31 protein-coding genes and 1 pseudogene are annotated in these 24259 nt (G+C 69.9%); 10 read left to right on the forward strand and 22 right to left on the reverse strand.

Going from position 1 to position 24259, the window contains the following annotated elements; all coding sequences use genetic code 11:
• Positions 1-78: 78 nt before the first annotated feature.
• The 5 genes and pseudogenes from KILIM_RS22345 to KILIM_RS10915 all read right to left on the reverse strand — a co-directional run bounded on the left by KILIM_RS22345 (position 79) and on the right by KILIM_RS10915 (position 4036).
• The gene (locus KILIM_RS22345; RefSeq protein WP_006592736.1) at positions 79-624 is read right to left on the reverse strand and encodes a threonine/serine exporter family protein; all 546 of its coding nucleotides are present in this window, start codon (positions 622-624) and stop codon (positions 79-81) included.
• Positions 625-674: 50 nt separating this feature from the next.
• Entirely contained in the window at positions 675-1370 is a 696-nt protein-coding gene (locus tag KILIM_RS22350; RefSeq protein WP_051988744.1) for a threonine/serine exporter family protein, read from the reverse strand.
• Positions 1371-1478: 108 nt separating this feature from the next.
• A pseudogene (gene maeA, locus KILIM_RS10910) lies at positions 1479-2795 on the reverse strand (oxaloacetate-decarboxylating malate dehydrogenase); the annotation flags it as partial.
• Positions 2728-3132, reverse strand: coding sequence for a putative malate dehydrogenase (locus KILIM_RS24630; protein ID WP_006592739.1), 405 nt, complete (start codon positions 3130-3132; stop codon positions 2728-2730). The gene KILIM_RS24630 and the pseudogene maeA, both read right to left, overlap by 68 nt.
• 94 nt (positions 3133-3226) lie before the next feature.
• Positions 3227-4036: a MurR/RpiR family transcriptional regulator gene (locus tag KILIM_RS10915; RefSeq protein ID WP_169330756.1), complete on the reverse strand. Its 810-nt coding sequence runs from the start codon at positions 4034-4036 to the stop codon at positions 3227-3229.
• A 217-nt stretch (positions 4037-4253) separates the two neighbouring features.
• On the opposite strand from KILIM_RS10915, the gene sppA reads away from it, so the two are divergent.
• A complete protein-coding gene (gene sppA / locus KILIM_RS10920) occupies positions 4254-5975 on the forward strand; it encodes a signal peptide peptidase SppA (protein ID WP_006592741.1) in 1722 nt (573 codons plus the stop codon).
• A 15-nt stretch (positions 5976-5990) separates the two neighbouring features.
• Here sppA and KILIM_RS10925 read toward each other — a convergent pair whose 3' ends face one another.
• A complete protein-coding gene (locus tag KILIM_RS10925) occupies positions 5991-6383 on the reverse strand; it encodes a hypothetical protein (RefSeq protein ID WP_006592742.1) in 393 nt (130 codons plus the stop codon).
• Between the two features lie 117 nt (positions 6384-6500).
• Between KILIM_RS10925 and KILIM_RS24975 the strand changes: the two genes are divergently transcribed.
• The 5 genes from KILIM_RS24975 to KILIM_RS10945 all read left to right on the forward strand — a co-directional run bounded on the left by KILIM_RS24975 (position 6501) and on the right by KILIM_RS10945 (position 11760).
• Complete coding sequence (locus KILIM_RS24975; RefSeq protein ID WP_006592743.1) at positions 6501-7178, forward strand: response regulator; 678 nt, start codon at positions 6501-6503, stop codon at positions 7176-7178.
• Positions 7175-8185 (forward strand): NAD(P)/FAD-dependent oxidoreductase, encoded by a 1011-nt coding sequence (locus KILIM_RS24980; protein WP_006592744.1) that lies wholly within the window; start codon positions 7175-7177, stop codon positions 8183-8185. Before KILIM_RS24975 ends, KILIM_RS24980 begins: the two co-directional genes overlap by 4 nt.
• Before the next feature lie 174 nt (positions 8186-8359).
• Positions 8360-9760, forward strand: a complete 1401-nt coding sequence (locus KILIM_RS10935) for a DUF2157 domain-containing protein (RefSeq protein WP_169330757.1) — start codon at positions 8360-8362, stop codon at positions 9758-9760.
• Entirely contained in the window at positions 9757-10377 is a 621-nt protein-coding gene (locus KILIM_RS24000) for a GDYXXLXY domain-containing protein (RefSeq protein WP_006592746.1), read from the forward strand. The genes KILIM_RS10935 and KILIM_RS24000 overlap by 4 nt, the downstream gene beginning before the upstream one ends.
• Before the next feature lie 120 nt (positions 10378-10497).
• Positions 10498-11760 carry a hypothetical protein gene (locus KILIM_RS10945; RefSeq protein WP_006592747.1) on the forward strand — a complete coding sequence of 421 codons (1263 nt, stop codon included), beginning with the start codon at positions 10498-10500 and terminating at the stop codon, positions 11758-11760.
• An 11-nt stretch (positions 11761-11771) separates the two neighbouring features.
• Here the strand turns inward: KILIM_RS10945 and KILIM_RS10950 are convergent, their stop codons facing one another.
• Positions 11772-12692 (reverse strand): aminoglycoside phosphotransferase family protein, encoded by a 921-nt coding sequence (locus KILIM_RS10950; protein ID WP_006592748.1) that lies wholly within the window; start codon positions 12690-12692, stop codon positions 11772-11774.
• Positions 12693-12798: 106 nt separating this feature from the next.
• Here KILIM_RS10950 and KILIM_RS10955 point away from each other — a divergent pair, with 106 nt between their 5' ends.
• On the forward strand, positions 12799-13155 hold the full coding sequence (locus KILIM_RS10955) for a DUF2200 domain-containing protein (RefSeq protein WP_006592749.1): 357 nt from the start codon (positions 12799-12801) through the stop codon (positions 13153-13155).
• A gap of 23 nt (positions 13156-13178) precedes the next feature.
• Here the strand turns inward: KILIM_RS10955 and KILIM_RS10960 are convergent, their stop codons facing one another.
• Positions 13179-13970: an NYN domain-containing protein gene (locus tag KILIM_RS10960; RefSeq protein WP_040563014.1), complete on the reverse strand. Its 792-nt coding sequence runs from the start codon at positions 13968-13970 to the stop codon at positions 13179-13181.
• A gap of 249 nt (positions 13971-14219) precedes the next feature.
• On the opposite strand from KILIM_RS10960, the gene KILIM_RS10965 reads away from it, so the two are divergent.
• Positions 14220-15500, forward strand: coding sequence for an alpha/beta hydrolase (locus tag KILIM_RS10965; RefSeq protein ID WP_006592751.1), 1281 nt, complete (start codon positions 14220-14222; stop codon positions 15498-15500).
• Positions 15501-15566: 66 nt separating this feature from the next.
• Here KILIM_RS10965 and KILIM_RS10970 read toward each other — a convergent pair whose 3' ends face one another.
• From KILIM_RS10970 to KILIM_RS10985, 4 genes are all read right to left on the reverse strand, one after another.
• Positions 15567-16781: an ATP-grasp domain-containing protein gene (locus KILIM_RS10970; protein ID WP_006592752.1), complete on the reverse strand. Its 1215-nt coding sequence runs from the start codon at positions 16779-16781 to the stop codon at positions 15567-15569.
• An 83-nt stretch (positions 16782-16864) separates the two neighbouring features.
• A complete protein-coding gene (locus KILIM_RS10975) occupies positions 16865-17185 on the reverse strand; it encodes a DUF1905 domain-containing protein (protein ID WP_006592753.1) in 321 nt (106 codons plus the stop codon).
• A 27-nt stretch (positions 17186-17212) separates the two neighbouring features.
• Positions 17213-17548 carry a type II toxin-antitoxin system PemK/MazF family toxin gene (locus tag KILIM_RS10980; RefSeq protein ID WP_006592754.1) on the reverse strand — a complete coding sequence of 112 codons (336 nt, stop codon included), beginning with the start codon at positions 17546-17548 and terminating at the stop codon, positions 17213-17215.
• Positions 17545-17781, reverse strand: coding sequence for a hypothetical protein (locus tag KILIM_RS10985; RefSeq protein ID WP_217997097.1), 237 nt, complete (start codon positions 17779-17781; stop codon positions 17545-17547). The genes KILIM_RS10980 and KILIM_RS10985 overlap by 4 nt, the downstream gene beginning before the upstream one ends.
• 136 nt (positions 17782-17917) lie before the next feature.
• Between KILIM_RS10985 and KILIM_RS10990 the strand changes: the two genes are divergently transcribed.
• A complete protein-coding gene (locus KILIM_RS10990) occupies positions 17918-18379 on the forward strand; it encodes a VOC family protein (protein ID WP_006592756.1) in 462 nt (153 codons plus the stop codon).
• Positions 18380-18440: 61 nt separating this feature from the next.
• Here KILIM_RS10990 and KILIM_RS10995 read toward each other — a convergent pair whose 3' ends face one another.
• The 10 genes from KILIM_RS10995 to KILIM_RS22355 form a co-directional block, all read right to left on the reverse strand.
• Positions 18441-18860: a type II toxin-antitoxin system VapC family toxin gene (locus tag KILIM_RS10995; protein WP_006592757.1), complete on the reverse strand. Its 420-nt coding sequence runs from the start codon at positions 18858-18860 to the stop codon at positions 18441-18443.
• Entirely contained in the window at positions 18854-19105 is a 252-nt protein-coding gene (locus KILIM_RS11000) for a type II toxin-antitoxin system Phd/YefM family antitoxin (RefSeq protein WP_006592758.1), read from the reverse strand. The genes KILIM_RS10995 and KILIM_RS11000 overlap by 7 nt, the downstream gene beginning before the upstream one ends.
• Before the next feature lie 77 nt (positions 19106-19182).
• On the reverse strand, positions 19183-19611 hold the full coding sequence (locus KILIM_RS11005; RefSeq protein WP_006592759.1) for a GNAT family N-acetyltransferase: 429 nt from the start codon (positions 19609-19611) through the stop codon (positions 19183-19185).
• A 183-nt stretch (positions 19612-19794) separates the two neighbouring features.
• Entirely contained in the window at positions 19795-20469 is a 675-nt protein-coding gene (locus KILIM_RS11010; RefSeq protein ID WP_006592760.1) for a GNAT family N-acetyltransferase, read from the reverse strand.
• A gap of 102 nt (positions 20470-20571) precedes the next feature.
• Positions 20572-20742, reverse strand: coding sequence for a hypothetical protein (locus tag KILIM_RS24005; protein ID WP_157551642.1), 171 nt, complete (start codon positions 20740-20742; stop codon positions 20572-20574).
• 93 nt (positions 20743-20835) lie between these two features.
• The gene (locus KILIM_RS11020; protein WP_006592762.1) at positions 20836-21255 is read right to left on the reverse strand and encodes a type II toxin-antitoxin system VapC family toxin; all 420 of its coding nucleotides are present in this window, start codon (positions 21253-21255) and stop codon (positions 20836-20838) included.
• 2 nt (positions 21256-21257) lie between these two features.
• Entirely contained in the window at positions 21258-21518 is a 261-nt protein-coding gene (locus KILIM_RS11025) for a type II toxin-antitoxin system Phd/YefM family antitoxin (protein WP_306302354.1), read from the reverse strand.
• A 129-nt stretch (positions 21519-21647) separates the two neighbouring features.
• Positions 21648-22259, reverse strand: coding sequence for an MOSC domain-containing protein (locus KILIM_RS11030; protein WP_006592764.1), 612 nt, complete (start codon positions 22257-22259; stop codon positions 21648-21650).
• Positions 22259-22504, reverse strand: a complete 246-nt coding sequence (locus tag KILIM_RS11035; protein WP_006592765.1) for an AbrB/MazE/SpoVT family DNA-binding domain-containing protein — start codon at positions 22502-22504, stop codon at positions 22259-22261. The genes KILIM_RS11030 and KILIM_RS11035 overlap by 1 nt, the downstream gene beginning before the upstream one ends.
• 64 nt (positions 22505-22568) lie before the next feature.
• On the reverse strand, positions 22569-23435 hold the full coding sequence (locus tag KILIM_RS22355; protein ID WP_006592766.1) for a putative PaaX family transcriptional regulator: 867 nt from the start codon (positions 23433-23435) through the stop codon (positions 22569-22571).
• A 61-nt stretch (positions 23436-23496) separates the two neighbouring features.
• On the opposite strand from KILIM_RS22355, the gene KILIM_RS11045 reads away from it, so the two are divergent.
• Positions 23497-24252 carry a VC0807 family protein gene (locus tag KILIM_RS11045; RefSeq protein ID WP_157551643.1) on the forward strand — a complete coding sequence of 252 codons (756 nt, stop codon included), beginning with the start codon at positions 23497-23499 and terminating at the stop codon, positions 24250-24252.
• The last annotated feature ends 7 nt before the right edge of the window (positions 24253-24259 follow it).

Consider the following 24259-nt stretch of genomic DNA (forward strand, 5'->3'; position numbering starts at 1 on the left):
TCAAGGAGGGACAAGGAAGTTCGACGTTCACTTGCGCTCGCTGCCTTGTGGACAAAAGCGGTCCGGCGCAGATCGCGCTCAGCGGTCGCGGCGAGCGGGCAGGGCGGGGTCCGAATCGGGGTGCCGTGGCGCGTCGATGAGCCGATGGGCGAGGGTCCGGCCGGTGACGAGACCGACGACGATCGCCAAGGTAGTGAGGGTAGCGGCGCTGGCGTTCGCGCCGACGCTCAGGAGCGTCGCCGCGGTGGGGTCCGCCGCCAGGTCGACCAGGCCGGCGGCGAACCGGAAGACGTAGACACCGGGCAGGAGAGCCACGACCGCGGCGAAACCGACCCCGGCGAAAGGGGCGTGCGCTCGCCGCGCAACCGGAGCCAACAGCAGCCCGGCGACGAGACACGCCAGCAGATCGGCGGTCGGGGCGTTGACGGCGGCCTCGTTGATGAGCGCCCACCGCAGGGCGTGCGCCACGGCTCCAGCCAGGACCGGCCAGATCGTCAGCCGCAGGGGCAAGGAGAAGTACACCGGATAGGAGGCGGCGGCAACGGCCGCCGCGGGCACGTCGAGCCACAGCCGGGTGCTGCCCAGCGGGGCGTCCGGAGGCAGATCGGCACCGCCGATTGCCAATCCCGCGACGAGTCCGGCGCTGATGCCGCCGAGGATGAGGGTCGCATAGGTCAGCCGTGCCAGCCCTTGCGTGATGCGGGCGTGCCCCAGGTCGATGGCGCCGTTGAGGATGTGCGGCCAGGCACGAGAATCATCGCCGGGCAGACAGCCACGAGCCGAGCCGGGCCGCTCAGGTCCAGATGCGTGGCCAGCGCTCCGGCCACGCCCGCGATGGCGGCGGCGGCGAAGGCCTGCCCGATCATGCCCTGACCGCGGGCACCGAGCAGCCGCCGAGCCCATCCGCCGATCCCGGCCGCCACCGCCACCAAAGCGATCGCCCCCGGATGGTGCGCACCGAAGATCACCGCCAGCGCGACCGCCCCGGTGACGCTGGCCGCGACGAACAAGGGGGTGGCGGAGGCGGGCCGGCGAGCTGCCTGTCTCAGCTGCGCGTCCAGGGCGGCGAGGTCGACGGGTCCGGGCGCGGTGTCGACGCGCTGCAACAACGTCATGACCGCTGTCGCCACGTGCATGTTCACGGCCTTCGGGGGAGCCGCCACCACGCGCAGGGGGCGACCCCTGGCGTCGGCCAGCGTCACCATCGACCAGTCAGGCACGACCCGGACCGGCTCGCCGAGGCGGGCCGCCAGCCGCTCGACACCGGCCACCGTCTCCGTCGTGGTGTGGCCGTTGGCGTGCAGCAGGGCCGCCGCTCGGGCGAGAACGTCGAGGCGGTCGACCCCGCTGCCCTGGTCACCCTGGGCCATGTTCACCCGTGATCACCCTCGGTCCTGCTCCTGGCCTGTAAGGCTCACCTCGTCGCCTCCCTCGCGTCGCCCGCGGTCCGGTGGTCCGGGGTTGTCCCGTGCCCGGGGCTACCTCGGCTGGATGTCGGCGTAGACCGGCTGCCACATGGCGTCCTGCACGGCCTGCACGAGGTTGTCGTGCTGCTTGGTCGCGACGCCGTCGGCGGCGGCCTGCGCGGCGACCGCCACCGCGACGGTGGCCGAGGAGGCGCGCAGGTTGGCGACCTCCGGCAGCAACGCTGCACCCAGCGCGCTGGGATCGACCTGGCCGGCAACCGCCTCCGCCGCAGCGAGCAGCATTGCGTCGGTGACGTGCTCGGCTCCGCTGACGATCGTGCCCAGCCCCAGGCCCGGGTAGAGGAGGGCGTTGTTGCCCTGCCCGATGGTGTACGTGGTGCCGTCGTAGGTCACGGGGTCGACCGGGATGCCGGTGGCCACGAGGGCCCGGCCCTTGCTCCAGGCGATGACGTCAGCGGGCATCGCCTCGATCTTCTCGGTCGGGTTCGACAGCGGCAGCACGATCGGGCGTTCCACCCCAGCGCTCATCGCCTCGATGACCGCCTGGGTGAAAGCGTTGTGGTCGGTGGAGGTGCCGATGAGAACGGTGGGCTTGACCTGGCGCACCGTCTCCAGCAGGCCGATGTGTCCGTCGTTGCGCGCCCAGTCGGCGACCTGCGCGGCCGGGCGAGCGTAGGCCTGCTGATAGTTCGGCAGGTCGGCCATGTCGTCGGTGACCAGGCCGTTGATGTCGATGAGCCAGATCCGCTCCGTGGCCTCCTGCTCGCTCAGGCCCGCGCGCACCATGCCCGCGTGGATCTGGTCGGCCATGCCGGTGCCGGCGGTGCCCGCGCCGTAGACGAGCAGCCGTTGGTCGGCGAACGTCTGGTGGGTGACCTTCATGCCCGAGATGACCGCGGCCATGACGATCGCGCCGGTGCCCTGCATGTCGTCGTTGAAGATGCGGTACTTGTCCGAGTTCTCCACGAGGATCCGGCGGGCGTTGGACGGCCCGAAGTCCTCGAAGTGCAGCAACGCGTTGGGGAACAGCTCGGTGGCGATCGCCAGGTACTCGGCGATGAGGTGGTCGTAGCGTTCACCGCCGATCCGCGCGTGCCGGTTGCCCAGGTAAGCCGGGTCGTTGAGCAGCGCCTCGTTGTCGGTGCCGCAGTCGAGGTTGACGGCGATCGTGCGCTCGGGGTGGATGCCGGCGGCGGCGGTGTAGACGGCGAGCTTGCCCACGGAGATGTCGGTGCCGTTGACGCCCCAGTCGCCGATGCCCAGAATCTCCTGGGCGTCGGAGACGACGAGCAGGTCGACGTCATCGGGCCCGAGGCGCAGGGTCTCGAAGGACGCGCGGATGTCTTCGGGGTGGTCGATCGACAGGTAGACGGCGCGCGACCGGCGGTAATCCCGCGACCACTTCTTTGATCGCCTCGCCGACCGTGGGGTCGTAGACGATCGGCAGCAACTCGGTGAGGTGGTCGGTCAGGACCTTGTAGTAGAGCACCTCGTTGCGGCTGTGCAGTTGGTCGAGGAAGACGTACTTGTCGATATCCCGGTCGAAGCCCTGTAGTTGGTGGTGTGCGCGGGCGGCCTGCTGGTCGAGCGTCTCCACCGCGGCCGGCAGCCGGCCGGTCAGGCCGAGCCGAGCGCGCTCTTCGCGGGTGAAGGCGGTGCCGCGGTTGGTCAGCGGATTGGTGATGGCAGAAGGCTTCTCGGACATGGCGCGGTCCTTTCAGTCGCAACGGACGCCCGTGGGGAGTCACCTGTCGGAACGTAGCCCAGCTCGAGGTGTCAAAAAAGTGACAGTTTGAGCTTCAGTCCTGCGGGCGGGGCAGATAGCCGCCGAGAGTGTCGAAGAGTTCTTCGATGTCACCGGCCCGCTGCACGGCCTGGGGTTCGGCGCTGCCCACGGCGTCGAGGAGCGCCTCGAAGAGCACGAGCAGGGGTGCGCGGGTGCGGAACACGGCGTCGCCGCCGGCAGCGACGACGAGCACATGGTCGGCGTCGCGCAGCAGCGGACTGTCCGGGCGATTGGTGATGAGCACCGTCGTCGCCCCGCGTCGGCGGGCGAACCGCAGGAGTGCGTGGATCGGCAGCATCGGCAGCGGATCTCGGTCGAAGGCTGCGGCCAGCACCACCCAGCGACTCGTCATCCCCGCGACCGCGTGCGCCCACTGGTCGGTGCCAGGCAGCACGGTGACCTGGCCTCGCAGGTACCGCAGGAGCGTGCCGAAGTAGGTCATCAGCGGCCGACCCGAGGCCACGGCGGCCAGGACCAGCGGCCGCTCGACCTCCTGCAGCAGCATGCTCACCCGCTCGAAGGCGGGGACGCTGAGCTGCTCGCAGGTCGCCTCCACCTGGGTCAGGGCCAGGTCGAAGCGGGAGTCGAGCATGTGCTGCCCGGCGCTGGGCATCGAGGCGCCGCGGGCCAGCCGCTCGCCGGGGCGGTCCAGGTCGGCGAGCGCCTCCCGGTGCAGCGCTCGGCTCAGCGCCCGAAAGTCCGCGAAGCCCAGTTTGCGGGCGAAACGAGCGACCGTGGCCGTGCTCGCCCCGGAGGCCTCGCACACCTGCCGCAGATTGGCCAACGCGACCTGTGGCAGCCCGTCTTCGTAGAAGTCGGCCACCAGTGATTCCGCGCGGGTGAAGGGGGGAGCGGACGCCAAGCGGTGCAGCACGCTGGGAGTGCCATCGGGTCCCTGCGGCGGCGGGCGAGGATGAGGCCACCTGGGCACCTTACGAAGCAAGGGTCGAGTCGCGGACCATCGGGCGGCGACTGTACGGCAGCGGCCACCCTGTCGGGCCGTCGGGCCGCTTGTCGGCGGTGCCCCGTACGTTGGATCCATGGACTTCCTGCGCGACCTTGCCCAGCGACTGCCGATCGACGAGAAATACCTGAAGAAGGTGCCGATCCCGGGGCTGCAAGGGCGCTGCCTGCTGGAGATCGACCTGGCTCGCGGACTGACCGAAACGTCGCCGGCCTCGCCGTTGGAGGCGCTGCGGGAGCGCAACACCCCCTCCCTCAAAGCGGTGGTCGACGGATTGCGCAAGGGGGCCGATGACGAGCGGGTCGCAGGTCTGATCGTGCACGCCGCCGCGGGCATCGGCATCAGCCAGGCGCAGGAGCTGCGGGCGGCGATCGAAGTCTTTCGCGCCAGCGGCAAGCCGACGGTGGCCTGGAGCGAGAGCTACGGCGAGCTGACCCAAGGCACGGTCGGCTACCTCGTGGCGTGCGCCTGCGAACAGGTGTGGGTGCAGCCCAGCGGTGACGCCGTACTGACGGGCTTCGTCGCGGGCGGGCTCTTCCTGCGCGGCGCGCTGGACAAGCTGGATGCGCTGCCGCAGTTCGTCAAGCGGAAAGAGTACAAGTCGGCCGCCGAGACGTTCATGAACTCCTCGATGAGCGAGCCGAACCGCGAGATGCTCGACCAGATCATCACCAGCGTTAACGAGTCGGTCACCCAGACCATCGCGGCGTCCCGCGGGTTGAGCGTTGCTCAGGTGCAGGAGGCGTTCGACGCCGGACGGCTGGGCGCGCAGCAGGCTCGCGAGCGCGGGTTCGTCGACGAGATCGGTTACCGCGACGAGGCGTTGGCCGCGTTGCGCGTTCGGGTCGGGGCCGCAGAGGACGACAGCGAGCTGCGCTTCGTCGAGCGATACCGCAAGGCTGGCGGCGGCCCGGCGGCCGCGCTGAAGCGCGGCCGCCCGGTGGTCGCGGTCGTGCAGGCGACCGGGCCCATCCACCTGGGCCGCGCCGGCGGCAAGAACCCGATGTCGGGGCACTCGGTGGGTTCGGACACCCTGGGCGCGGCGCTGCGGGCAGCGGCCCGCGACAAGGCCGTGCGCGCACTGGTGCTGCGGGTCGACTCGCCCGGCGGCTCCTACGTCGCCTCCGACGCCATCCGTCGCGAAGTGCTGCGGGTGCGCGACGCGGGCAAACCGGTCATCGCGTCGATGGGCTCGGTCGCGGCCTCCGGTGGGTACTTCATCGCCATGCCGGCGCAGCGCATCGTGGCCAACCCCGCGACGCTGACCGGGTCGATCGGGGTGCTCGCCGGCAAGATCGTCGTGGGCCAGTCGCTGCAACGCATCGGCGTGGCCCGCGAGGAGCTCTCCCACGGCCGCTTCGACGACATGTTCAGCCAGCAGCGCCCGTTCACCGACGACGAGCTGACGGCGCTCGACGAGTGGCTCGACGAGGTTTACGCAGACTTCACGACCAAGGCCGCCGACGACCGGGGAATGCCGATCGATCAGCTGGAGCCGCTGGCCCGCGGGCGCGTCTGGTCCGGCGCCGACGCCGTGGCCAAGGGACTGGCCGACGAACTCGGCGGCCTCGACACGGCACTCGGGCTGGCCTGCGCCGCAGCGGGCTTCGATCGCGACGACTGCGAGGCCCGGCTCATGCCCAAACTCGGCCCTCTGGACCGCCTCATGCCGACCGAGAGCTCCGAGTCGCCCGTCGCGGCCTTCGGCGAGGGCCCGGGCCTGTTCGCCCAACTCACCAGCGCCCTGGGCCTGCCCACCCATGGCGTCCTGACGATGCCCGACATCCGCATCCGCTGACCGCCACCCGGCGGGTCAGGAGTCGTCTTCGACCAACTCGTCGAAGTCACCCTCCAGGTCGCTCTCGACGTGCATGGCGGACTCCTCGGCGGGTAGGTCGTCGCCCTCGCCATACTGCGGAACGTAGTCGCCGTAGGCGGAGTCGGCGTTGTCGCCTTCGTTGTCCGGGGCGCCGTAGGCGGAGATGGGGTCGGGCTCCTCCTGCATGATCCGCTGGTCGATGCTCTCGGGCTCACCGACGTCGCCGCTCATCAGCGCCTCGCTGCCCCGCGGCTGCATGTCGGGTGGGGTCACCGGCAGGTCGTCGCCCTCGTCGGAGCTGATCCGCACTTCGCGATCGGCCTCCGACGTGCCCGCGTCGATGTCCTCGATGGCCTCGGTCTCCCGGAATCGATTCTCCTCGCTCATGACGCCACCCTGATCAAAGCGCGCGCCGCATGCAAGCGGACGGCTGCGACACGCGAATCAGCAAGTCGCCGCGACACTTGCCGCGCTCGCGCGTCGAGGCCGTAGGAGACTGCGCCTGTGAGCACACCTACCCCGACCAAGCCGGTCATCGTGATCCTCGCCGACGACCACGCGGAGCAGATCGAGAGCGAGCTGCGGGCCCGTTACGACCGTGACTACGACGTGCGGGTCGGCGCGTCGATGGTCGAGGGCAAGCAGCTGCTCAAGAGCCTCATCACCGAGCAGCATCCGGTCGCGATGATCGTCTGCGAGTACCTCACGCAGTCGCACACCGCGATCCAGGTCTACACCTGGCTGCTGCCGGTGCTCACCACCGCGCGCCGCGTGGTCATGCTGCCCACCGAGCAATTCCGCGACGCGGTGGGCGAGCTGCGGGAGGCGCAGGCAGGCGGGCTCATCGACGCCTACTTCGTCATCCCGCGCGGCCCGCGCGACGAGGAGTTCCACGCCGCCGTCACCGACCTGCTCTCGGACTGGACCTGGTCGTCGGGATCGGTCTCGGTCGACTTCGCGTACGTCGTCGTCGACACTCCGAATGCCGACGTGGCCCGCATCCGGGACTTCCTCGACCGTATGGGTGTGCCCACCCGAACCCTCGGCGTCGACACCCCCATCGGGCAGGAGATGCTCGCCATCGCGCAAGCGCAGCCGGAGGAGGTGGTGTTCCCGCTCGTCTCGGCGCGCGGCGGCCCCGTGTTCAGCAATCCGTCGCCGCGCAGCTCGGCAGCGCGATGACGATGCCGACAGACCTGCCCGGCACGGACGACATCGCCGATCTGCTCGTCGTCGGCGCCGGACCGGCGGGGCTGGCTGCCGCGGTCTACGGCGCCTCGGAGGGACTGAACACGCTGGTGCTGGACCGCGAGGCCATCGGCGGGCAGGCCGGCACGAGCTCGATGATCCGCAACTACCTCGGTTTTCCGCGCGGCATCTCCGGGATGCGATTGGCGCAGCGGGCGCGCATGCAGGCCACCCGGTTCGGCGCTCGCTTTCTCGTGGGTTGGCAGGTCGACGCGCTCGTGCCCGGCGATGGTCGCGACCCGATCCACGAGGTGTTCGCCGACGGGCGGGTGATTCGGGCGCGGACCGTTCTCATCAGCGCCGGCGTCGACTATCGCCGCCTGGGCGTCGAGCCCCTGGAGCACCTCATCGGCCGCGGCGTCAACTACGGGGCCGCCACCAGCACCGCCGGCGAGATGAAGCACAAGCGGGTCTTCGTCGTCGGCGGCGGCAACAGCGCCGGCCAGGCCGCGGTGCATCTGTCGCGCTTCGCCAGCAGCGTGTCCATCCTCGTGCGCCGCCCGGACCTGAGCGAAACGATGTCCGACTACCTGATCCGCGAGATCGCGGGCCGCCCCCGCATCGACGTGCGCGGCTGCACGGTCGTCGTCGACGGTGGGGGAGAGGGGCGCCTGCAGTGGCTGCGGCTGCGCGACCTGTCCACAGGCGAGGAGCAGACCGTCGACGCCGATGGGCTGTACCTGCTGCTGGGCGCCGAGCCGCACTGCGACTGGCTCTCGGATTCGGTGTGCCGCGACGACCACGGCTTCGTGCTGGCCGGCCGCGACGTGCCCGAGTCGTTCTGGATCGACGGCCGCCCACCGGTGGCCCTGGGCACCTCCGTGCCGGGCATCTTCGTCGCCGGCGACGTTCGTTCCGGATCGATGAAGCGGGTCGCGGCCGCGACCGGAGAGGGCAGCAGCGTCGTCGCGCTCGTGCACGGCTACCTGGGAGAGGCCTAGGCCGCTGACCGAGCGGGAGTGAGTTGAGTACGAGGACTCACGCGCCAGTCACCCCGGCGGGCGCACGATGGTCATCAGGAGGCGATGACCATGGAAGAGGCACGCACGCACGGGGAGCCGACAGCCCCGAAGGGCACCCGCCGGCCTGAGACGCCACACGTCAGTGTGCGGTCGGTGGCGCCGAGTCGGCTGCGGTGGCTGCACGCCGAGTTGGCGCAGTGGCAGAGCGAGGGGCTCGTCAGCGAGCAGGGGGCCGCGCAGATCCGCTCCCGGTACGTGGGGGCGACGCGCCCGGTACTGCTGCGGATCGTCGTCGGCCTCGGTGCCGCCTTCCTGGCGGTGGGTCTGTTGTGGCTGGTGGCGACCAACCTCGACCAGTTTCCGCCGGGGGTGCGCCTCGGCGCGGTGCTGGCCCTCTGGCTGGGGCTGGCCGTGCTGGCGCAGGTGCTGGAGAGCCGCGGGGGCGGCGGGCACGGCGGCATGGCGACGGGGGGCTGGGGCGCGGCGGATGAGCCCGGCATGGCGACGACGTTGGCTTCGGTCTGCCGGCTGTTGGCGGCGGCGGCCTTCGGCGCTGTGGTCTTCCAGGCCGCGCAGAGCCTGCAGGTGCCGGCCTACGACTCGCGCCTCGTCGCGGCCTGGGCGATCGGCTCTCTCGTCTACGCCTATGCGACGCTCTCGCAGGGGGCGCTGGCCGTCGGCCTGCTGGCCTCCCTCACCTGGTTCATCTGGTTCACCACGGAGGCGGCGGCCAGCTGGCCCGCCGCCAACGTCATGATCCTGGCCGCTGGCGTCATCGCCGCGTCGCTGGCGGTCATCCAGGCGGTCGCCGGGTGGCGGACCGCGTTCGGCTTCTCGCTGCAATGGCGTCAACTGGGCGCGCTGCTGGCGCTCGTCGGGCTGTTCGCGGCGGCGCTACCGATCTCGTCTCCGGACGCGGTGCCGTGGCCGGCCGCGCTCACGGCGCTGCTCATCGCTGCGGGGGTGGCGCTGGTCGGCGCGGTCGCGGCGGTCGCCTTGGTTGCTGCGGGCCACGGCGAGCACTCGCTGACGGGGGATCGCGGGCCGGCCGGCGAAGTACTCGTCGCAGTGCTCATCCTGGCCGCGGGCAGCGCTCTGGTCGTGTGGCGGATGCGTCTGCCGGTTGCGGATGGCACCCCCGACCTTTCGCAGATCTCCGCCGCTCAGTGGGCGTTGACCGGCGCCAGCGTGCTCGTCTTCATCGCGGCGGCGGCCTGGTTCGCGCTGCTCGGCGCGCGGCTGGAGTTCTCGCCGCTGACGGGGCTCGCACTCGTGGCGCTCGTGGTGTTCACCACGGTGCAGAGCTTCGCGGTCTTCGCACCGATCGTCTCCGGGGCCACGCTGTTCCTGGCGGTCGGCGCGGTGATGGTGGCCACCGGCCTGGTCGCCGGGCGCGTCGGGCAGCGCCTGAGTCGGCGCCGACCGCGCGGTCGGGGGCAGAACGGACAGCGGGGGCAGCGACCTCCGGGAGCCTGGTGGCGGCTGGGTGCCGGGCGCCCGCGCCGCATCCTGGGCGGCCAGACCGAGTCGACGGCAACGGGAGGCGCATCATGAGCCCCAGCACAAGCCCCAGCACGACCTCCGACGAGCCCGGCCCGGACGCCGCAGCGGTCCCCACGGCGGTTCCTGCAGCGGCCCCTGCGCAGGCCCCGGCCCGGCGGTGGCGCTGGCTCATCCTGGCGCTGGTGGTTCAGTTGGGCCTCGTGGGCGTTGCGGTGGCGCCGCAGTTGCAGGCGCGCTTCACGGGCCAGGAGTACCGGCTGCGGGTCGCGCCCATCGACCCGATCGACCCGTTCCGCGGCGCCTATGTGGCGCTGAGCTACCCCGACCTGCCGACCAGCGAATCCATGGCCCGGGACCTCGCCGCCGACCCCGGCACGCTGTCGGAGGCGCCCAGCGTCGGCGGCCACGTGCGCTTTGTTCCGCTGATCCGCTCAGGCGAGGTGTGGCGGGGGGCCGGCGTGCAACGCACCCGCCCCGACTCCGGCCCCTACCTGACGTGTCGGGACCGGGGATGGCAGCTGCGTTGCGGCATCGAAAGCTGGTTCGTCCCGCAGGATCGTGCAGCCGCCATCGAGCGGGCCGTCGGCTCCGGACACGCGATCGCGGTCGTTCGGATCGACAGCTCGGGCGACGCCGCGATCGTCGACCTGCTGACCGACGAAGGCTGAGCGGGCTGCCGGGGCGCTCTCCGCCTGTCGTCGTCGACCAAGGCGGGTCGCCCCGCAGCTCAGATGTCTGTGGGCATGGTCGAATCGGGTTACCGAACCAAGCCCAACGGAGAACACCCTGTGACTGCGCCGCCAACGACCGAGGAGGTCGAGGAGAAGGCCCCCGAGCCGCTGACCGACAAGGCGGTCGAGCAGTGGTACGGACGGCGGGGGATGACCCTCATGCTGCGGGGCACCGGCGTGGGCGGCGACACCGCCGACCGAGCCGCCCCCGTGCTGGTCGTTCTGTTCTTGACCTCGATGCTGCTCATCGTGCCGTGGCTGACCACGGCCAATGCGGCCGCCAGCCTGGCCGTCGCCCTCGTCATGCTGCTCGCCGCCTGGGTCGGCGGCAACCTCCTTGGGCGTCGGCGCCCGTTCGCGCGGATCCGTCACATCGGATGGTTCGAGGCGGTGGCCTTCGTCGCGGCTCCCACCTTCGCGGTCATCGCGAGCCCCCTGAGCGCAGAGGTGGTCGAGGCCGTCGATCTGCCCCGGATGCAGGTGCGGTTGTTCGCCGGGGCGCTGGTCGCCGCGTGGCAGGTGCTGCAGCTCGCGGTGGTGTTCCTGATCGTCATGTTCGGCCTGGTCTCGTTGATCACGTGGCTGTTGCGGGAGGTGTGGCGGTCCCTCGGCGAGACGGGTTCGGCGCTGTCGGCGACGCTGCCGGTGATGCTCGGCGTCGTGTTCTTCTTCTTCATCAACCCCGGCGTGTGGTCGACGATGGGCCGGCTGCCCGCGTGGTCCTACCTCCAGGTCATGTTGCTGCTGTTGCTGCTGGCGATCGCCTTCCTCAGCAGCCGACGCCAGTTCGACCTGCGCGCGTTGACCCGCTTCGAGCACCGGGAGGACGTGCGGGCGGCGCTCGTGGACACGCCGGCCGAACACGTGGGCGACGACGATCTGCCGGCGACGCCACTGACCTGCCCGCTCACTCGGCGGCAGCGACTCAACGCCGCCATCGTTGCGGTGACCTCGCGACTGGTCGTGGCGTTCGTCATCGCGCTGGCGGTGTTCTCGTTCTTCGTGGTGCTCGGCACTATCGCGATCGACGCGGCGACGATCACCCGCTGGACGGGTGCGCAACCCAGCGTCATCGGGCAGCTTGAGGGCTTCGGCTCGCGGCCCTACCTGCTGACCTGGGAGGACGTGCGGGTCTCGGGCTTCCTGGCGATGTTCTCGGCGTTCAACTACTCGATCGCCTCCGCGACGGACAACCGCTTGCGGCACGGCGCGGCCGGCGCCGTCAACGACGTCATCCGGCAAGCCTGCGCGGTGCGCCTCGTGCTGCTGCAGCGTTCGGGGCGGCTGGAGCAGGCCGAGGGCGAGTCGGCGCAGCGGTAGCCGGTAGCGGGTCAGCGCAGGCGGCGCGCCTGGGCCAGGCCCCGGTCCAGGAGGGTTCGGCCCATTGGTCGAATCGTGGCGTCCGGGCCGCCGAGGATGGCGACACCGAGGTAGATCGCCCAGCCTGCGGCCCGTAACCACAGCGGATCGCTGAGGGGCACTCCGTAGGCGGCGGCGAAGTCCGGCAGGTGTTCGGGCGGTATGAGCGAGTGCAGTTCCCCGAGGTCGGTGGCCGGGTCGCCGCTGGTCAGGTCGCCGAAGTCGATGACGGCGCTGATGCGGCCCGCGTCGACCAGGATGTTGTGGGCGTGCGGATCCCCGTGGATCCACACCGGCGGAGCCGACCAGCGGGGCGCGAGGCAGCAGGCGGCCACCAACGCCTCCACCTCCGAGAGGTCGACGGCCGTCTCCCCGACTGCCAGGTGCTCGAGTCCGGCGTTCCGGCCCTGGCGCGAGAGCTCGAGCCGTTCGTGCAGCATCGGGAGTCGCCCGTGCAGGGGTCCGCCTCGAGAGGGATTGGTCGGCGCGTCGCCAGGGGCGGGCCGGTGCAGTGCGGCGAAGAATCCACCGAGGGTGCGCGCGGCCTGGGCAGGATCGGTCGGCGGGTCCAGCAGGGCGCTGCGGCCGGGCAGCCAGGGCACGACGCTCCAGGGCCACGGGTGGCCGCAGCCGGGCTCCCCGCGACGAACGGGCACCGGTGTGGGCAGCGGCAGCCTCGGTGCCAGCCGAGGTAACCACATGAGCTCGTTGAGCAGCAGGGGGACTGCCTGCTCGCGGTGGGGGAGCCGGAGTGCCCACTCGTCTCCCACCCGGTAGAGCTCGTTGTCCCAGCCGCGGGCGACCGGTTCGACCGGTAGCCCGGCGAGGTCAGGATGCTGCTCGGCCAGCAGTTCGTGCACCAACGCGCTGCTGTTCGGGGCGGCGTGGTTCATGCACTCATGGTGCCTCTCCCGCGGCGGCGCCGACGAGCACCCCCGCGTCGGCCGGCATCGATGGCGCAAGATGGACCCGAGTGCAGAGGTCGAACAGGAGGCATCGATGGCGCAGCACAGGATCTTCGGGACAGCGTTCGCGGACATCTACCCGCACTACGTGACGAAGGCCGAACGCAAGGGCCGCACCCGCGAGGAGGTGCACGAGGTGATCACCTGGCTCACGGGCTACGACGAGCCGGGCCTGAGCGCGGTGCTCGAGCAGAAGGTGACGATGGAGGCGTTCTTCGCCGACGCGCCTGAGCTCAACCCGAACGCCGCCCTCATCACCGGCTCGATCTGCGGCTACAAGGTGCAGGAGATCGAGGACCCGCTGATGCGCCAGATCCGCTACCTCGACAAGCTCGTCGACGAGTTGGCCCGCGGCAAGAAGATGAGCTCGATCCTGCGGGGGAGCGAGTAGGGAGCCGGTAGGGGGGCCGCCGCTCAGCGGGCCGTTCGTTTGGCGGCGCTGGCCTTGGCGACCCGCCGCGACCGCAGGCGGACCTGGCGCCGCGATCCGTCGGTGCGGGTCTCCAGGTAGGGCTGTTCCTCGACGAGCGTGCTGAGCTTCTGGTGGCCGAAGTCGCGCGGGTCGAAGTCGGCGTGAGCGCGGCTCAGGTGCTGACCGACCGGGCCGAGGGTGGCCCAGCCGTCGTCGCCGCTCGTGCTGTTTATGGCCTTGGTCAGGGCGCTGCGCAGGTTGAAGGTGGGCGCTTCTTTGGCGTCAGCGACGGCCGGCTGGCTCGCCTCGGGCGCCCGCTCGGCCTCCGGCTCTTCGGCCGACGAGGCCTCGGCGAGCACCTCCAGGAAGATGAACTGGTCGACGGCGCGGCGCAGCGACTCGGGCGTCTTGCGGCGCCCGAGCCCGTAGACGCGCTTGCCGGATTCGCGTAGTCGGGTGGCGAGGCGGGTGAAGTCGGAGTCGGAGGAGACGAGCGCGAACGCCTCGACGTTGCCCTGCCACAGCAGGTCCATCGCGTCGATGATGAGCGCGGAGTCGCTGGAGTTCTTGCCGACGGTGTAGGCGAATTGCTGCACGGGTTGGATCGCGTGCCGGTGCAGCTCGGACTTCCAGCCGGTGAGCTGGGTCGTCGTCCAATCCCCGTAGGCGCGTTTGACGGTCGGGGTGCCGTAGCGGGCGAGCTCCTCGAGCACGTCGCCGGCGTGTTTGGCCGAGACGTTGTCGCAGTCGATGAGCACCGCGATGCGGGCGGTCGTGCTGGATTCGTTGTCCACCCGCCCAACCCTAGGGCTCGGGGGGTCTGACCCGAAACGTAGCGACTTCTCGACGCACTGCGGCGCCTCTTGTCCGGAGGCCATTCACATCAGCCCAGGTCAGCGGCTTGCCTCGAGGGGCCGCCATGTCGCGGGTACGTCAAGAATCCGCTACGTCCGCGCACACTTCCCGCCGTTGCGCTGGCGGGGGCTCCTGGGCGATCGGCTGACACGCCCGCCGAAGGACGCGCCTGAAGGACACTGGGCGGTATGCGTCGACGTCGGGATCCGCGGAGCGAGCCGCCGGGCGAGCCCGCCGCAGGCGCCGCCAATGGGCTGCTGCGCGGTGCCGCGCGGCGAGTCCCGGGTCTGCGGCGGATCCGTCGGCGCGCCACGGCTGACCACCCGGCGTTCGATCTCACGTACGTGCGGACGGGGGAGCTGGGCTCGGGTGCGGGGGAGGCAAACGCCGGGGCTCTGCCGCCGATCGTCGTCATCCCGGGTGGCCCGGGGATCGCCGCGACACTGCCGTACCTGGGCCTTCGTGGTCGCGCGGCAGCCAAGGGCATCGAGCTGATCATGGTGGAGCACCGCGGGGTCGGCCTCTCGCGGCGTGACCTGCGCGGCCGGGATCTGCCGCCGGCCGCGATGCGGGTCGAGGCGGCGGTCGACGACATCGCCGCGGTGCTTGATGCCGAGGGCGTGACGCGGGCGTTCGTCTACGGGGCCTCGTACGGCAGCTATCTGGCGGCGGGCCTCGGCGTGCGGCGCCCCGGCCTGGTCGCAGGGATGGTGCTCGACTCGCCGATGGTGTCGGCGACCGACCACGAGGTGGAGCGGGAGCTGATGCGCTCGCTCTTTTGGACTGGTGACGACCCTGCCACCGCGGCGTTGACCGATCAGGTGCACCGTCTGGCCGCGGCCGGTGTCGAGGCGACGGAGCTGCTGGTCGTCGTGCGCGCGGCCTACGAGCTCGGCGGGCCACACCTGCTGGGGCGCCTGCTCACCGCGCGCCTGGCAGGACGCGGCGCCGCGGCGTGGGCGATCCTGCGCCGCTACGCCGACCGTGAGGGGGTGGCGAGCCATCCGCGGGCCTGCCTCTACGAGTTCGACCTCGTGGGGACGCTCGCCTTCCGCGAACTGCACTACGCGCCGACTCCCGACGGTCGGCCGTTCGACACGGCGCTCACGTACGCGGCGCCGGCGCAACGGTATGCGGGTTTCGTCGGCGAACCCTTTGACCTGCCGCGCGACTTCGGCGCGTTCGACTGGCCGACCGTGGTGCTCAGCGGCCGCCGCGACCTGCGCACGCCGCCTTCGCAGGCGCGGCTCGCGGCGAGCTTGTTGCCGTCGGCGACCCTGGTCGACCTCGACAACGGCCACAGCGCCCTGGAGTCGCACCCGCTCGCGGCGCTGCACGTCATGGAGCGGCTGCGCGCGGGCCGACATCGTGCGCTGCTCGACGACGCGGCGCTGCTATCGGACCTGTCACGCCAGCCGCTCAGCGCGAGGTTGCCGGACCTCGTGCACCTGGCGCTGCTGCCCTGGTGACACCTACCTGCTGTGCGACGAGGCCGGGGCTGCGGCGCGGTACGTGGAGGAGCCGTCCTTTGACCCTCACTGGTCCGGGGCATGCAGATCGGTGAGCACCTGCTTGTCGGCAGCGGGCATCCCGACGATTGGCTGACCGTCCCAGACGATGTCTTCACCGAGCGCGGCGAGGGCCTTCTCGTGGTGCCCGCGGGCGAGTTCGAGGCCGTGGATGAGCGAGGCGGGGGCCCACAGCATCGGGCGCGGGTCGTGCCAGCCGGCGTTGAGGCTGCGACCCGCGACGAGGTTGTGGATCTCGCCAGGCACGTCCTTGAGCGGCTCGCGGAACGACTCGAGCACGACGGCCGGGGCGATCTCGAGGAGCCCGCCCGGGGGTACGACGCTGGGGGAGTCGGTCGGCGTGGTCAGCCCCTGGTGCAGCTGCTCGGCGGTCATGAGCATCACGCCGTTCGTGGCGCGGGGGTTGCACTCGATGATCGAGTAGGAGCCGTCGTTGTCGACGTAGTCGAAGGACAGTTGGCCGGTGTAGCCGGGCAGCGTCGCGGCGATCTTCTGGGCGTAGTCCAGCGTCGGGGTCGAGTCGATGGCGAGGAACTCGATGCCGGTGCTGTCGTCCCACTGCTCGGGGGCCCGGTAGGTGGAGTGCGCGGTGACCCGGCCGTCGATGAGGGTCGAGTACGAGCAGACCATCGGCCCGTCGACGAACGGCTGGACGAGCCACGGCTGTTCCGTGGTGGGGTGGACGTCGGCGATGTCGAGCTTGCCGGCCAGGGGACCGGTGTTCGTCAGCAGCGCGACGCCGCCGCGGGAGAACGCGGCCCGAGCGAAGTAGTGCGGCCACCGCTCGACGGCCTCGCGCAGGGAGGCGTCGTCGGTCGCGATGACGGTCTCCGGCGCGGGCACCCCTGCCTTGGCGGCGATGCCCTGAAACGTCTCCTTGTCGTGCAGCCGCGCGAGCTGGGCGAATTCGCCGGTGAGGAGCCGCACCTGCTCCGGCAGCTCCGCGCGTCGAGCGGAGAGGTAGAACGCCTCTTCGAACGTCGGCAGGATCGTGTCGAGGTCGTGCTCCTGAACCGCCGCGACGACGTCCTTGATGAACTGGTCGGTCGCGAATGTCGGCGACGCCGTGACGACATGGGCTTTCGCGTACTTCGAGTGGCTACCGAGCGCCCCGCCGAACGTGTCCGCCGCGACGACCGTGTGCCCCGTCGATCCCAGTTTACGGATGATGTCGAGGGCGAACGTGTTGCGTGAGCTCGTGACCAGAACCTTCATCGGCATTCCCCAATCCCTGCGACGATTCGATGAACGTTCACCCTAGTTGGGCGAAACGTTGCCACGGAGAGCGAGGTCCATCCCCGTCGTCACATCGTGGGGCCGGTGCCGTTCGCGGCTCGCCCCCCGCGGGAAGCCACGCTCATCGCAAAGGTCACTGTGTCGCCGTTGTCGACGTGCTCCTGGACGCGGACGGCCTTCTTCACCGGCAGGACGTACCCGCCATCGCGCGGCAGTAAGGAGGTTTCCCACTGCGTGCCGCCGACGAGCACGTGCACGGGGATCGCGCCCCAGCCGTAGCTGGCCTCCTGGGCGTCGACGTAGTCGCAGACCTCTGCCGGCAGCGCGGCCCAGTAGAACGGCGCCGGACCGCGCCACTCGAACAGCGTCGCCGTGAAGGTCACGTCCACACCGCGAGGCTACTTCCGATCTAGGGGTTAGAGGTCAAGGACGAACCGCAGTGCTTGGTCGACCGTCGCCATTGCTACCGGTTCCAGCATCCCGATTCGGCCCGACAATCGCTGCGTCGAAAGCACCCGCAGCTGATCGCATCGAGCGAAAGACGTGTGGTCCAGTCCGCTGCTGCCCGGCTCCAACTCCACATGGCTTCTCAGGCCGTAGGAAGTGGAGGTGATGGGCACGACCACGACGAGGCCGCCGGGGCCGTTGTTGAGGATGTCGACGGACACCACGACGGCCGGTCGCCGGAAGGCGGGTTCGTGGCCGATCGGTTGCCCCAGGTCGACGTAGTAGACCTCTCCTCGCCAGATCACGCCAGCGCGTCCCACTCCTGCCGCTCGGCGACGTACTGCTCCCACAGTTGCGGGTCGCTGCGCAGTTGCTGGTAGTCCTGGTTGAGGCCGCGCAGAAACTCTTGCCGTTCGAGCGCGTCGATCGCCGCGTGGACGACGTCGATGACCGACGCCTGTCGAGCCTTGGCAAGCGTGTGCAGGCGCTCTGAGTCTGGACGGCGCACGCGCACCGTCGTCGTGTCGCTGGCTGCCATGCGCTCAGTGTAGACGAATTGCATACTCGGTTCGGTGCCCCCGTAGGCCCCTACCCGCCATCGGACGCTCGAGTCCGCCCTGCGGTGTCTTGCGTTCTCCGCCGAGCTTCAAGCGGCGATGTGCGAGAGTCGGCCCATGTCGCGGACCATCCAGATCACGTTCGACGCCGCCGATCCGGAGGGGCTCAGCAGGTTCTGGGCCCAGGCACTCGGCTACCGGCACCCGCCGCCACCGGGGCGGGAACTGGCCGAGGGGGAGGACCCCTTCGATGCCTGGCGTGCCTTCCTCGCCGAGAATGACGTCCCGGAAGACCAGTGGAACAGCGCCTCGGCCGCCGAAGACCCCGACGGCGTCGGTCCGCGCCTGTTCTTCCAGCGAGTCGCCGACGGCAAAAGCTCAAAGAACCGTGTGCATATCGACGTGCGCGTGGCCCCCGAACTGGTCGGCGACGAGCGGATGGGCGCCCTGGAGGGGGAGTGCGACCGCCTGGTCGCGCTCGGCGCCACCCGGGTTCAACGCTTCGAGCCGGCACCGCCCACTTCGAACGGGTTCATCGTCATGCAGGACCCCGAGGGCAACGAGTTCTGCCTGGACTGACGGGCGCTGCGCGACAGCCCATCCGACGGCGACCCCGCCGCCCGTCGTGCCGAGTGGTAGGTCAGGGCAACGCAGAATCGTCGGTCACCGGATCATGGACATCCAGACCCAGCTCGCCAGCCACCACCGCCATGGCACGGTCATGTGTAGCGATCACAATGCCCTCCACCCCGCTGCGCAGAGCGGAGCCCAGGTGAATGGCATCGAGCGACTTCAGGTGCGGAACGATCGCTTCCGCTTCCTGAAGGACCGCGTGATCCAGCGGCACTATGCCGACGTGGTCGAGTACGGCCCTGCGGGTTTCCAGCGGCTCACCGAGGCGGCGGAGCGCGCGCGTCATCTCGGTCCGCAGGAGCCTCGAGGAGATCACGCGATCCCGGGGCGATCCAGTCGCGGAGTCGAACCAGCGAGCAGCTGCCGGCGAGTGGCCGAGGAGGATGCGCAAACCCACCGAACTGTCCAAGTAGTACTGCGTCACCATTCGCCCCGGAGCTCTTCGAGGAAGTCCCCGATCTCGAGGCCGGCGGGCAGCGCAACGCGCCTGAGGTCAACGGTTCGCGCCGGACCCTGTGCCTTGGGCGGAAGGACCGTGGCCGATGAGGCGCTGGGGACCACCCGAGCCACCTCGCGGTTGTGCCGCGTCACGACATAGGTCTCGCCCGCTGCGACATCGTCGAGCATCTGCGTCGGGTTCTGACGCAGCTCACCCACCGAGATGGTCTTCATGCCTTCCCACGCTATCGAGAATGTCTACCAAATGTCTACAGAGACACCTGTGGGTCGGGGGTCCCGTGGGACCTGCATCAGGACTGCCACCGCATGAGAATCCCCTCGCCGCCGCTGAACTCGAGCCCAGGCAGGGCGAAATCGCGGGTGACCTCCACGAAACCGAGTTGCTCGTGCAACAGGATCGAGGCCCGATTGACGGCCGAAGCAAAGCACCAGACCTCTTGCGCGCCTCGCGCAACTGCCGCGTCGAGCCGAGCACTCGTCAGCTGGCCGGCTACGCCCCGGCGTCGGTGATTCGGGGCGACGATCACGCCCGTCAGGTACCACCCCGCCGGCATGCCGCGGGCGTCGCGGGCACCGGGGTCCAACCAGGTCGCCTTCCCGTACCCGACGAGTTCGCCGACGTGATGCGCAACGACGACGATGTGCCCGAGATCCTTGAGGGCAGCGCTGAAGGCGCGCCTCCAGGTGTCAATATCTGCACCTTCTCTGGCGGCCGCCAAGGCAGCGCACCGATCGACGTCTCCGAGTGTTAACGGCGCGAGTGTGATCGGAAGCCGAGTTGACGGCGTAACGCCGGGGGAGTACCTGGCGAACTCGACCACGTCCCCGACGCTACACGTCGAGGGCGGGTGCTCGTTGGGCTACGGGATGGAACTGCGCCCAAGGGGTCGTAGCGGTTTCGGTCAGGAAGCCGGCAGGGGCTTGACGATGTGCTCGAGGGTGAGCAGTCGAAATCCGCACCGCTGCGACAGAAGAATGGAGGGGGCGTCTTGGGCGATCGTGCGGTGTTGCACTATCGCGATTCCCAATCGTGCGGCGCCAATGAGAACTGCCTTCTCGGCTGCGGTTGCGCATCCTGTTCCGCGATCTTGCGGCGTGGTGAGCACGCTGACTTCCGGTGGCCCCGCCGGTGTTGGCAGCAGCGAGCACATGGCCGCGATATGGTCGTCGGCCATCACCGCGGACGCGAGGATGGTGTCGCCTCCCACCCGTGGTTTCGCGGCGGCCAGGTCCGATGCTGGGCAGCGCTGGTGGAAGTCTGCGACCAGTTCATGATCCGTGTCATGCAGGAGTTGCGTGGGCCGCTTCGGGGTAGTCGCGAGCCTTGTGTCGATGAATCCGCGCACGCCGAGAAAGCGCTCTGTCCAGCGGTGCTGAGGTTGGCCGGATTCGGGATACACGGCCAGCACGCGGTCCTTGAACTCGACAAGACGCGGTCCCAGCGCATCGGACGCGCCCAGTGCTTGCACCCACGCGCGACCGGTATCCAGCAAGTCGTCGCCAGGAACCCCCCAGCATTCGCCGAGCGCCATCAACTCGGCGTCGCTCGGGGCTTGAAGGAAGTCTCGCGGATCCATGGTGGAAGGTTAGGCGCAGGCGGGGCAGCCAGAGGGCCCCATCGGTAGGAGCGGGAACGTTCGGAATGACATAATGTAGATTATCGGCGTCACGGGATCGGGTCAGGTGTGGTGGGCCGAGGTCTGCGACCGCACGTTCGCGTGGAAGAGTTCGACCATGCGGCAGATTGACCTCTCGGGCGTAGAAGGTGTGCGTTGGGGCACCCGGGCCACGACCGACTCACCGATCCGATACGGCGCGATGACGGTGCCGGCGCTATTCAGTGGCCGCACGCGCTCACCCGCGAGCGCCGGGAACTTGCTCCCCCACGGCAGCCGCGAGTCGCTGCGCTGAGACGCTCCCCTCGCCCTCGTGCATCGGACGCCTCACTGGTTGATGTCGATGACCGCAATGCCCGAGGCTTGCCACGCCGCCAGGAGTTGCGCGTCGCCGGCAGCAGCCACCAGGTCAGCAGCCTGGAGCTTCACCGCGGAAGCACAGTGCATGGCGTCGTACCCGCGCAGGGCCAAGGACGAGGCCAGATTCGCTGCATCGGTGGCTAGCGCCTCGGACACCTCCACCACGTTCAGCTCCGACCACATGCCCACGAAGTTCGCCCACGCCTCGGCGTGCTCGTCCTCGGAGATTCGAGACTGGCGCCGGGCCGCGGCCAGGGCGGCAGCCGTCTCGACAAATGCCAATCTGGACGTGACTCGATGGTCCGCGCTACTCCACACGAGACGACACTTCGCCGTACTCGGCTCCGCGATCAGAATCGGCACCAGGGCGGAGGTGTCCAGGTACACAATCAACGACGCTGCTCAGCGATGAGATCGCTCACGGTGCCGGCCGTCTTGATCGGCTCGGGCAAACGTCGACGCGTGCGACTCGCCGGCGTGACCAGCCCCTGCGCAACGAGCTGTTCCAGAGCCGTCGGGGCTCCCACCGGCACGATCCTCGCCACCGGTCGACCATGATCCGTCACCGTGATCGTGTGCCCCTCACGCACCGCAGCCAAGTGACGGCTTAGCCCGTCTCGCAGTTCGCGAACGCCGACCTCAGTCACCACTCCCCCTCACCAACAGCCCAAGATAGCCATTTTCAGGCGACCTATTGTGGCCATTTTGACACTCTGCGAGCTGGACTTCAATACAGCGCACGCCGGCGATAGGACCACGCGGACGTTATCGCAGATCCCCTAGACCGGCTCGAGGGGTCGGAACGGCCCAGCGGGCGCCTCGATGCGAATGCGTTGACCGGGGCGCACGTCGCCGGAGCGCTCGACGACTCCCATGACTCCGGCCCTGCGCACGACCTGACCATTGGCGCTTCTGGCTTCAGGCGAGCCGGTCGGCGGCGCCGGGCCGTCGGTCGGTGAGCCGTCGGACGTGGTGAGCACGACCTTCAACAGACCGGGGCGGAACGCGTTGATCTGGGCACAGGGGTTGCGCAGACCCGTGAGCCGCACCACGGCCTCGCCGAAGATCAGTCGGGTGTCGGTCGGCAAATCCAAGAGGTCGACGCCGGCCGTGAGGATGTTCTCGCCGAGGTCCCCCGGCGACAGCTCGTATCCATGCTCGCGCGCAACGTCGAAAAGCTCCGACTGGATGAGATGCACCTGGCGTAGATTGGGCTGGTTCGGGTCGCGACGCACCCGGGACCGGTGCTGCACCAGAGTGCCGGCGTGGGCATCGCCGACGACTCCCAGGCCGGCGACAAGGCTGATCGCCTCGACCGGAGCTTTGCTGAAGCGGTGCAGTTCGTCCCGGCACACGGCGAGAACCCGGGCGTTGCCGGTGTCGGCAGCCATCAACGCACCGACTCCGCTGCACCCGCCGCGATCGCGTCGTCCATCTCGTCAAGCGTCACCGCGGGCCTGCCACGACCCATGGTGCCGAACAGGTCCAGGACGCTTCTTCGCTGCCTGGCCAGCACGTAGTCTCCGTCGGCAGTGCGGGTGAAAGTCACCTTCGTCCCAGGGGTAAGTCCCAGGTCCTCGCGAACTTCCCGCGGCACCGTGATCTGCCCCTTGGATGTCATCGTCGCAGTCGCCATTCGCACCCCCTTGCGCCAGAGTAAGGCGACCTGATCGCGCGGACAACGAGGAAGGCTGTCGGGGTCAGGGCGAGGGATGGCGGCGGGCGGGGTTGGGTCGGACGAGGGCGCGGTGGGGTGAGGCGTCGAGGAAGGCGCGTGTGATGGCCACGTAGTGCGGGGTGGATTCGGCGCTGATGGCGGTGACGAGCTCGCCGATGCGGTCGATCGCCACATCCGCCGGGAACAGCTCGCCTGGGATGTCGGCGCACGTCAGCCACAACGGCGTGGCGATGACGAAGGCGTCGTGGACCCGGCGAGCATGTGCCCAGCCGTCGACGGCAGCTCGGGCCTGCAGCCCCGTCAACTCGACCACCGCGTCTTGCACGCCCTCGCGTAGCTGCGGGTAGTCCCAGACGATCGCGGCCATGCGCCGAGCGGTCGGCAGGTCGACGGAAAGCTCGGCCACCTCGACACTCCCCCGCGCCTGCCCCAGCGATTCGTCGGCCAGCACGTCGTCGAGCCACGACCGGGCCGGCCGGCAGCCCAACAGCAGGCCGGGCCGGTACTGCCCGAAGCCCTCCCGCGCAGCCGCGGCCAGGAGGCGCTCGCGCCGGCGGCGCCGCGACTGCGGGATGTCGTGGATGACCGCGGCGAACGCTCCCTCCCAGCGCAGCGGATCCGGTGAGTCGCTGATCGTGCGGTACCTGCGCAGCATGGCGCCCGCCAAGTTGTAGACGGCGACGCGCCCGTGCCGCTCGACCTGCAGGTCACCGGCCGACGCCAAACGGGACAGCAGCTGCCGGGCCGCAGGCTCGGCCGTGCCCAGGTGCCCGAGCAGCGGGATGAGGATCGGTCCGGGCACGGCGAGGGCATCGAGCAGACCGAAGGCGAAGCCGATGCGCGATGCGCCATTCGCCGGTGCGCGGCGCTGCAGAGCGAACTCGGCCATTCCTGAACCGTACCTGTGATGCTATGGCCGTGAATACCGGTCGCGATGTAATACTTCCCACATGACATCGCAGCCCAGCGCGCCGGCGGGCCAAAACTCCCGACACGTGGCCACGCCGACCGAGTCGAGCAGAGCAGGCGGCCGACTGCGGCTGGCGATGACCGTGCTGCTGAGCATCGTCGCCCCCCTGGTCATCCTCAATGTCGCCAAGGCGCAAGACGTCCCGGACGTGCAGGCCTACATCCTGGCCAGCCTGCCTCCGCTGCTGGAGGCGATCATCACGGCGTTTTGGCGCCGCACGGTGGACACGTTCGCGGTCATCATCGTCGCCCTCAACCTGGGTTCGGCGGCCCTGGCGCTCGTCGGCGACACGAGCCCGACGATGCTCCTACTCAAGGACTCGGCGCTGACCGGGGCCTTCGGCCTCATCTGCCTCATTACGCTGCTGCCGATCGTGCCGCGGCCGCTGATGTTCTACTTCGGGCAGCGCTTCGGCGGCGGCGGTACCCCCGAGGGTGAGCAGCGCTTCGCCGACCTGTGGCAGCACCCTCAGTTCCGTCGGCTCATGCGGATCATCACCGCAATGTGGGGCGTCGGCTTCGTGCTCGAGGCCGCTATCAAGGTCGTCGTCGCGGAGACGTATTCCTTCCAGGCCGCCTTCAACCTCAATCAGGTGCTGCCGCTCGTCGTCACTGCGCTGCTCGTCGTCGCCACGATCGCGCTCGGCCGATGGGGCAAGAAGCAGGGCGACAAGGCCCGAGCCCGGAGACTGAGCGAGGAGGCCGGCCGGCCGGCCGTCGCCGAACGCGTGAGCTGACGACGGC

Source organism: Kineosphaera limosa NBRC 100340, from assembly GCF_000298215.1.
Lineage (GTDB): Bacteria > Actinomycetota > Actinomycetes > Actinomycetales > Dermatophilaceae > Kineosphaera > Kineosphaera limosa.